The sequence below is a fragment of the Tepidiforma sp. genome (assembly GCF_034433535.1).
Taxonomy (GTDB): domain Bacteria; phylum Chloroflexota; class Dehalococcoidia; order Tepidiformales; family Tepidiformaceae; genus Tepidiforma.
This window is the reverse complement of record NZ_DAOUAO010000014.1, coordinates 1-7,797: the sequence shown is the minus strand read 5'-3', so window position 1 is coordinate 7,797 and position 7,797 is coordinate 1. Positions and strand designations below refer to the sequence as shown.

The window sequence follows — 7,797 nt, the reverse complement described above, 5'->3', positions numbered from 1 at the left end:
GGGGTCATGCGGGCGGCGAGGGTCCAGCCAAGCTGCTCTCCGAGCTGGCCGGGGACAGGCAGCGCATGGACACGCCATGCCTGGCCGCCGGGGTCCGGCACCTCGGCATCGAGGGGTTTGCGTTCGACCGCCGCCGCCGTCAGCGGGTCCGCCAGCTGCTGGCCGAAGAGTTCCGTGTCGGGGTGATACAGGACTTTTCCCTCGGCATCGAGCAGGATCACGTGGCCTGTTTCGCCGAACGTTGCCTGCCGAAGCGTTTCGAAGACGGCGGTGACGTCGATCGTGCTGCGGAGGACGCCGACGACTTCGCCATCCCGGACGATGGGCGCGGCGACGTTCATGCCCCAGCGGCCGGTGCTTTCGTCGAAGGAAGCGGGCTGAACCGTGATGGCGCCTTTGCCATCGGCGTAGGCGGCTTTCCACCAGCCTTCATCGGCCTGGTAGTAGTCGGACGTCGGTTTGACCTGGGCGATGTTCCGGCCGTAGCGGTCGGTCGCGAACATCTCGATGTGGTCGGGATAGGCCGACTGGAACTCCTTAATCAGCCGGGCGCCGTCGTTCGTGGTGAAGCTGCCGAAGAGCTGCTCAGCCTGGCCGCCGCTCCCGCCCTTCTGCCAGGCGGTCCACTGCTCATCGACCTTCTTAATGTCAGCTTCCGTGGGGCGCTCGGCGTTGGAGAGGGCCGCCAGCTCCGCCAGTTGCTCGCTGAAGGCGAGGCCGGCGATGCGGGTGGTCTCGCGCTCGATCTGAGCGAGCGCTTCGCGGGCTGCCAGTTCGGCCTGTCCGGTCAGGATGGTCTCGGTGTTCTGGCGCGTCTCCGAGGTGATGACGCGCACGACGCCGATGATGACCGCGGCCGACATGAGGGCCAGGGCCAGGACCACGGTCAGGGTGAACTTGGTCACGATGGACCGGTCACGAAGAAGAGGCACAGCGGGCTCCTGGGGGAAATCTCGCTCCGGCTTCAGCTTCGGGAGTCGGGGGCGCCGTGCCGATTGGGGGAATCCCGGAGCCGGTTTCCGGGCGGCGCGGATTGTCGCCGGGCGAGCTCCGGGTTGGTGTCGGGTTGACACGAAGGGATGGCTCTGGCAGAGTCGAAGCGAGGCTTAGTGTAGAACTGACACTAAGTCAGGAGGTACCGACCATGGCCGCGACGCTCGCCCCCTCGGGGAAGACCTACGCCGAGCTGCTGGTGCTCTACTCCGACCCTGACACCTGCCCGGCCGATGCCCTGCAGCCGGTGCCGCTGGCGCAGGAGCCGGCGTTCGTCAGCTGGCAGCAGGACATCCCGCGGGTGTACCTCGAGATGGGCCCCGAGGAGCTGGACCACCGGATCGCGGCCGCACGGGCGAAGCTGGGCGGCAAGCTGGTGGTGCTGGGCCACCACTACCAGCGGGACGAGGTGATCAAGTACGCCGATTTCACGGGCGACAGCTTCAAGCTGGCGCGGCACGCCGCCGAGCAGCAGGGCATCGAATACGTGCTGTTCTGCGGGGTGCACTTCATGGCCGAATCGGCTGACATCCTCACGCCGGAGCACGTGCGGGTCATCCTGCCGAACATGGCGGCCGGCTGCTCGATGGCGGATATGGCCGACCCCGACGACGTGTACGCCGCCTGGGACGAGATCCACGATGTCCTCGGGGATGACGCCCGGGTGGTGCCGGTCACGTATATGAATAGCGCCGCCAGCCTGAAGGCGTTCGTGGGCGAGCGCGGCGGGCTGGTGTGCACCTCGAGTAACGCCGACCGGGCGCTGCGCTGGGCGTTCGAGCGGGGCGACAGGGTGCTCTTCTTCCCGGACCAGCACCTCGGGCGAAATACGGGCTACGCCATGGGCATCCCGCTCGACGAGATGGTGCTCTGGAACTGGCGGCTGCCGATGGGCGGCACCACCCCGGAGGCGTTGCACAAGGCGAAAATCATCCTCTGGCAGGGCCACTGCAGCACCCACCAGCGGTTCACCGCTGAGCAGATCGAAAAGGCCCGCCGTGAGCACCCCGGCGTGCAGGTCATCGTGCACCCGGAGTGCCGCTGGGAGGTGGTGCAGGCGGCCGATTTTAGCGGCTCCACCGAGAAGATTGCGAAGACGATCCGGGAGGCCCCGGCGGGAACCACCTGGGCGGTCGGGACGGAGATCAACCTGGTCAACCGGCTGGCGAAGCAAAACCCGGACAAGACGGTGTTCTGCCTGGACCCGGTGGTCTGCCCGTGCTCGACCATGTACCGGATTCACCCGGCGTACGTGGCCTGGACGCTCGAAGCGCTGGTGCAGGGGCAGGTGGTGAACGAAGTGCGGGTGGACCCCGAGACCCGGAAATGGTCGCTCGTCGCGCTGGAGCGGATGCTCAGCCTCGAGTAGTCGCAGACGGGCGCTAATTGGCGATGCCGACCGCGCCGTATTTCCGGCGCCGGTGGGCGATCACTTCGTCTTTCGTCCGGACAATGAGGTCGTCGAGGGTCTCGGCGAGGAGCGCGACGCGCTGTTCGGCGGGCTCGATCTCGAGCAGGCGCTGCTTGACGTCCTCGCCGACCTGGAGCCACTCACCGAGGAAGTTCACCAGCCGGTGGGGACTGGCCGGCAGGTCGAGGCCGCGTGCCCACTGGTCGGTGAGGGAGAGGACGAGCCGGAAGTAGAGCGGGAAGGTGGCGTGGACGGTTTCGAGGGCCGCCTTGAGGCGCTGCGTCATGGGGCCGTCGCTGTCATCGAGCGGTCGCACGATGCCGCAGGGGTAGGGCCGCGGCGGGAGCATGCGCTCGATGCGGAAGCGCCAGGTGCCGCGCGCCGCGATCAGGAAGCGGCCGCCCTCGATGGGGTCGCAGGATTCGATGCGCGCTGCCGTGCCGACTTCGTGGGGAATGGCGCCGCCGCCGACCTCGTGGCCCTCACGGATGAGGACGACCCCGAACTCGCCGCCGGTCTGCAGGAGCTCGCGCAGCATGACCTTGTAGCGCTCTTCGAAGATGCGCAGCGAGAGGTGCATGCCCGGGAAAAGCACCGTACGCAGGGGGAAGAGCGGGAGTTCCAGGCGCGGCCCTCCAGAGGTGCTGAACCGATTATGTCAGCGGCCACGGGCCGGTGCCATCAGCGGGCGTGAGCGGGGCGTCCCGACATCAGCGGCCGCGGCGCGCGAGCCAGGCCTCGAGCTCGGGCTGGTGCTCCTCGAAATGTCCGATGCCGGCTCCCTGCAGGAGGCGGTTGCCGATGCGCGGCCGGCCGCTGGCGGGGTCGACGCCGTAGAGGTGGTCGGGGAGGGCCTCGGCGGCGGCGCGGTAGGCGCGGAAGGCTTCGTCCCAGTCGGCGAGGGCGGCGCGGCCCGACAGAGCAGCGGCGGCGAACCGGGCGTTCCACGCCTCGACATCCGAGTAATCGACCCCTTCGGGTGCAGGGCGCTCGCCGCGGGCGACCCGTTCGAGGGCGCCGGCCATCTCCCGGTACCAGCCGGCCATGTGCGCGAGCAGCCGGGAGAGGTCCCAGCTCCCGAGCCAGACTTCCTGAAAGGCGGCGTCGTCGAGGTTCGCGATTGATTCGCGGAAGCGGCGGTAGCCGGCGTCGAGGGCTTCGAGCATCTGCTGTTTGTCGGTCATTCGGACCTCCGGCTGTCTGGTGCGGGCCGGTGTTGTGGCCAGTCTACGCCTGCAGCCCGCCTTCGTGTGGAAGCCGCAGCAAACGAGGCCCCGCGCTGGGGGCCTCGTCTCAGTGGATGCCATTCCCACTTCGGCCGGGGCGCCGCTCACACGCTGCCTCTCGAGAGGCCGGGGCGGAAATCCTAGCGCCCGTGCTGTTCATTCGTCCCCGGACGGTGGGCCGCGCGCGGCCCGCTACCGCGGGCCTTGTGGCGGATGGTGCCACCGCCGATAACGGGCGTGGACTCGGAGCTTCATCGTTCACCTCCGGACTGGTCTGGCGGCGCGGGGGCCTTACCTCTGCACGATCCAGACTCCGAAGCGGGCGTGGAGGCGGATGCGTTGGGTGTTCATTCCGCTTCCCTCCTTTCGGTCGAGCCCGGATGGGACTCCACCGTCAGTATCGGCGAGCCGGGCTGGGCAGGCGTGGGCCGAACGGGCCGCTGTGAAAGGCCCAATGGTTCCCGGTTGGGCGCTACATGCTCCGGAGCAGGCGGATTCGCTCGGCGATGGGCGGGTGGGTATCGAAGAGGCTGTTCAGGAAGCTATGGTGCTCGCGGAGGGGGTTGTAGATGAAGAGGTGGGCGGTGCCCTTGTTGGCAGCCTCGAGGGGCTCGGGATCGGCGGCGATCTTCTCGAGCGCGCGGGCGAGCGCCTCGGGATGGCGGCAAAGGAGAGCGCCGCTGGCATCAGCGAGGAATTCCCGCTGCCGGCTGATCGCAGCCCTGAGCGCCTGGGCGACGATCGGCGCGAGGATGGCCGCGACCACGGCCAGCAAGAGGACGATGAGCCAGCCCCCTCCGCCCTTGCCGCGGTTGCGGGGGCGCGCGCCGGCGCCCCAGTAGGTGAAGCGGAGGAAGAAGTCGCTCATGAGGACGACGACGCCGACGAGCAGTGCCGCCACGGTCATCACGCGGATGTCGTAGTTGCCGATGTGGGAAAGCTCGTGGGCGAGCACGGCTTCGAGCTCGATCGGCTCGAGCTTCTGGAGGAGGCCGCGTGTGACCACCACATGCGCGTGCTGGGGGTCGCGGCCGGTGGCGAAGGCGTTCGGCGCGGTGTCTTCGAGCACCCAGGTGCGGGGCATGGGGAGACCGGCACCGATGCAGAGGTTTTCCACCCGGCGGACGTATTCCCACTCCTGCTCTTTGGTGACTTCGTGCGCGCCGGAGATGGCGAGGATTACCCGGGAGCCGGCGAAGTAACTGAAAAGGGCGTACACAATCAGCGCGATGCCGACGATACCGATGGCGCCCGGGGGAAACCCGAGGGCGTAGACGAGGAGCCCAAGGAGCGCGGTAGTAAGCGCTACGAAGAGCGCCATCAACAGCCACGTTTTGCGGCGGTTGGCGGCGATCCGGTCGTAGATGAGGACCGACCCGGGGACCGGTGCTGACGTCATGGGGCTCCGGCGGCCCGGTTAGTTCGCGGCGAAGGAGACGCGGACGTCCTCGCGTGCGGCCTCCTCGGCCTCGTAGAACTCGGCCGGCTGGAAGTTGAACATCCCGGCGATGATCGAGCTGGGGATGGTGGCGATTTTCTCGTTGTAGACGCGGACATTGGAGTTATAGAACTGGCGGGCGTAGGCGATTTTGTCTTCGGTGTCGGTGAGTTCGCGCTGGAGCTCGAGGAAGTTCTGGTTGGCTTTGAGGTCGGGATAGTTCTCCGCGACAGCAAAAAGCGAGCGGAGGGCGCCGGTGAGGACGTTATCGGCCTGGGCGGCCTGGCCGGGGGTGGCGGCGCGGTCCAGCATGGCGCGGGCACGGGTGACGTTTTCGAGCGTTTCCTTCTCGTGCGCGGCGTAGCCTTTGACCGTTTCGACGAGGTTGGGGATGAGGCTCGAGCGGCGCTTGAGCTGGACATCGATGCCGGACCACGCTTCCTGCACGCGGATGCGCGCGCGGGCGAGGCCGTTGTACAGGCCGATGACGAACCCGACCAGCAGCAGGGCCAGGACAATGACCACGATGAGGACGATGACGGCAGTCACGAAGACGCTCCTGAAATGGCTGGCGCCATGCTAGCACACGGCGCCAGCCGCAAGTGCAGGAACGTCGGACAGGAAGTTAGACGAGCACCCCTTCGGCGAGCAGGTCGGCAATTTCGTCCATCGAGAGGCCGATGATGCGCTCACAGACGTCCATGGTGTGCTCGCCAAGCATGGGCGCGGGCCCGGGAACCGAGCCGGGCGTGGCGCTGAGGCGAAAGGCCGGGCCATCGTGGGCCTCGCGGCCGGCCTCAGGGTGCTCGACGTACTGGTAGTAGCCGCGGGCGCGCATGTGGGGGTCGCGATCGAGCAGGTCCTGCGCGTTCTGGACGACGCCGGCCGGCACGCCGCGGGCCTGCAGGGCCTCGGCGACCTCTTCGGCGCGGCGCTCGCGCACCCACGAAGAGATGAGCGCTTCGAGCTCGTCCTCGTTGGCCTTGCGGGCCTCGAAGGTGGCGAAGCGCGGGTCAGCAGCGGCTTCGGGGTGGCCAAGGGCTTCCGCCGCGGCGGCCCACTCGCGGTCGTCGCGGCAGGCAATGACGACCCAGCGGTCGACGGAGCCGACGGACTCGGGGTCATCGGCGCAGCGGAAGGCGCCATGCGGGGCGTAGTTGGGGCTGCGGTTACCGGTGCGACCCGGGTTGTCGCCGTTGACGAGGTATTCGAGCACCGCGGTGCCGAGCGTGTTGACCACCGACTCAATCTGCGGGAGTTCAATGAGCTGGCCGCGGCCGGTGCGGTTGCGGTAGCGGAGCGCCGCGAGGATGGCGGTGACGGTGTGCCCGGGGTTGATGACGTAGTCCGGGTAGTTGGTGCCGACGCCGATGGGCGGGCGGTGCGGGAAGCCGCTCATATGGCTGATGCCGGTGACGGGGGTCAGCACGGCGCCGAAGCCGAGGAAATCGCGGTGCGGGCCGGTGAGGCCCTGCATGGGCGCGTAGGCTGCGATGATGCGGGAGTTGACGGCGCTGATTTGCTCGTAGCGCAGGTTCCACTTGTCAATGACGCGGGGGGTGAAGTTGGTGAGGAAGATGTCGCACTTTCTGATCAGGCGATAGGCGATCTCCTGCCCCCGCGGGACGTTCAGGTTGAGCTGGAGCGAAAGCTTGCCGGTGTTGAAGTTGTTGAAGTAGCCCGAGACGTTGTAGCCGGTCTTGAAGGTGCCATCCGGGTTGAGGGCGAAGGGATGGACGCGGCGGAGGCCATCTGGGCGGGTTTCGGATTCAACGCGGATGACTTCGGCGCCGAACTGGCTGAGCGTGTTGCCGGCAATCGGGCCGGCGCCGTACCACGAGAAATCGGCGACGCGGAGACCTTCGAGCGGTTTCTTGGCCATGGGGGAACCTCAGGAGCGCAACTGGGCGAGGATTTCGTCGGTGTGCTCACCGAGACGCGGCGGGCGGCTGATGACGGCCGGCGTCTCGGAGAGTCGGTAGGGCGGCCCGGGGAACTCGACCGGGCCATCGATGGGTGAATCGATGCGGACGAACCAGTCGCGGGCGCGCAGCTGGGTGTTCTCGGCGATGTCCTTCGGGGTCGAGACGATGCCGATGAGCAGCTGCCGATGCTGGCCCTCCTCATAGGCCTCGCGCGTGGTGAGCGTCGCGAAGAAGTCGAGGATGGTCTTCGTGATGACGGGCAGGTGCTGGAGGACGCTGCCCGCTGCGGAGGGGTCGGACATCAGCTGGGTAAGCCAGGCCATGTTGAGCTGGTTGATGATGCTGGCGTAGGGCTCCTCATCGAGCGGGCCCTGGAGGCCCTTCTCGCGCATCCAGTCGACGAGCGCAGGCAGGTCCTTGCCGGCGGGCGCGAGGATGTAGAGCGAGACGTAACCGTCCTTCGTCTTCGCGACGCCGGTGGCCGGCAGGGGGATGGGGAGCATGCCCAGTTCGCCGGTGCGGACCCGGTTGCGCTTCTGGAAGTCCCAGGTCTGCATGGCGGTCTCCTGGGCCATGGAGAGCGCCTCCTGGGCGGAGACATCGACGAGCTGGCCCTCCCCGGTAGCCTCCGCGTGGAGGAGCGCCATAAGGGTGCCCTGGGCGGCCTGGATGCTGGCCGAGATATCGGCCTGGCGGCCGTAGATCATGTTCGGCGGGTCGGCGGGTTCGCCGGCGAGGGTCATGATGCCGCCCATCGCCTGGCCGACGATATCGCTGTAGGCCCAGCCGGCGTGGGGACCGTCC

Annotated in this window: 8 protein-coding genes; 1 reads left to right on the top strand and 7 read right to left on the bottom strand. The window is 68.0% G+C overall.

All coding sequences use genetic code 11. The features are described from left to right. On the bottom strand, positions 1 to 905 hold a 905-nt coding region (locus tag VAE46_RS00920; protein ID WP_322795023.1), incomplete at its 3' end, for a cache domain-containing protein. A 212-nt stretch (positions 906 to 1,117) separates the two neighbouring features. On the opposite strand from VAE46_RS00920, the gene nadA reads away from it, so the two are divergent. After that, on the top strand, positions 1,118 to 2,362 hold the full coding sequence (gene nadA / locus VAE46_RS00915) for a quinolinate synthase NadA (protein WP_416223921.1): 1,245 nt from the start codon (positions 1,118 to 1,120) through the stop codon (positions 2,360 to 2,362). A 13-nt stretch (positions 2,363 to 2,375) separates the two neighbouring features. Here nadA and VAE46_RS00910 read toward each other — a convergent pair whose 3' ends face one another. The 6 genes from VAE46_RS00910 to VAE46_RS00885 all read right to left on the bottom strand — a co-directional run. Then, positions 2,376 to 3,029: an LON peptidase substrate-binding domain-containing protein gene (locus VAE46_RS00910; RefSeq protein WP_322795024.1), complete on the bottom strand. Its 654-nt coding sequence runs from the start codon at positions 3,027 to 3,029 to the stop codon at positions 2,376 to 2,378. A gap of 85 nt (positions 3,030 to 3,114) precedes the next feature. After that, positions 3,115 to 3,588, bottom strand: coding sequence for a maleylpyruvate isomerase N-terminal domain-containing protein (locus tag VAE46_RS00905; RefSeq protein WP_322795021.1), 474 nt, complete (start codon positions 3,586 to 3,588; stop codon positions 3,115 to 3,117). Between the two features lie 514 nt (positions 3,589 to 4,102). Further along, positions 4,103 to 5,029: a M48 family metallopeptidase gene (locus VAE46_RS00900; RefSeq protein WP_322795020.1), complete on the bottom strand. Its 927-nt coding sequence runs from the start codon at positions 5,027 to 5,029 to the stop codon at positions 4,103 to 4,105. Between the two features lie 18 nt (positions 5,030 to 5,047). Then, on the bottom strand, positions 5,048 to 5,617 hold the full coding sequence (locus tag VAE46_RS00895) for a LemA family protein (RefSeq protein ID WP_322795019.1): 570 nt from the start codon (positions 5,615 to 5,617) through the stop codon (positions 5,048 to 5,050). A 76-nt stretch (positions 5,618 to 5,693) separates the two neighbouring features. Beyond that, positions 5,694 to 6,950, bottom strand: coding sequence for a CoA transferase (locus VAE46_RS00890; RefSeq protein ID WP_322795018.1), 1,257 nt, complete (start codon positions 6,948 to 6,950; stop codon positions 5,694 to 5,696). 9 nt (positions 6,951 to 6,959) lie between these two features. Next, a partial coding sequence (locus VAE46_RS00885) for a CoA transferase (RefSeq protein ID WP_322795017.1) occupies positions 6,960 to 7,797 on the bottom strand: 838 nt, incomplete at its 5' end.

Coding starts and splice junctions, on each gene's coding strand:
- VAE46_RS00900 (WP_322795020.1), bottom strand. CDS start 5,029: ATGACGTCAGCACCGGTCCCCGGGTCGGTCCTCATCTACGACCGGATC.
- VAE46_RS00890 (WP_322795018.1), bottom strand. CDS start 6,950: ATGGCCAAGAAACCGCTCGAAGGTCTCCGCGTCGCCGATTTCTCGTGG.
- VAE46_RS00905 (WP_322795021.1), bottom strand. CDS start 3,588: ATGACCGACAAACAGCAGATGCTCGAAGCCCTCGACGCCGGCTACCGC.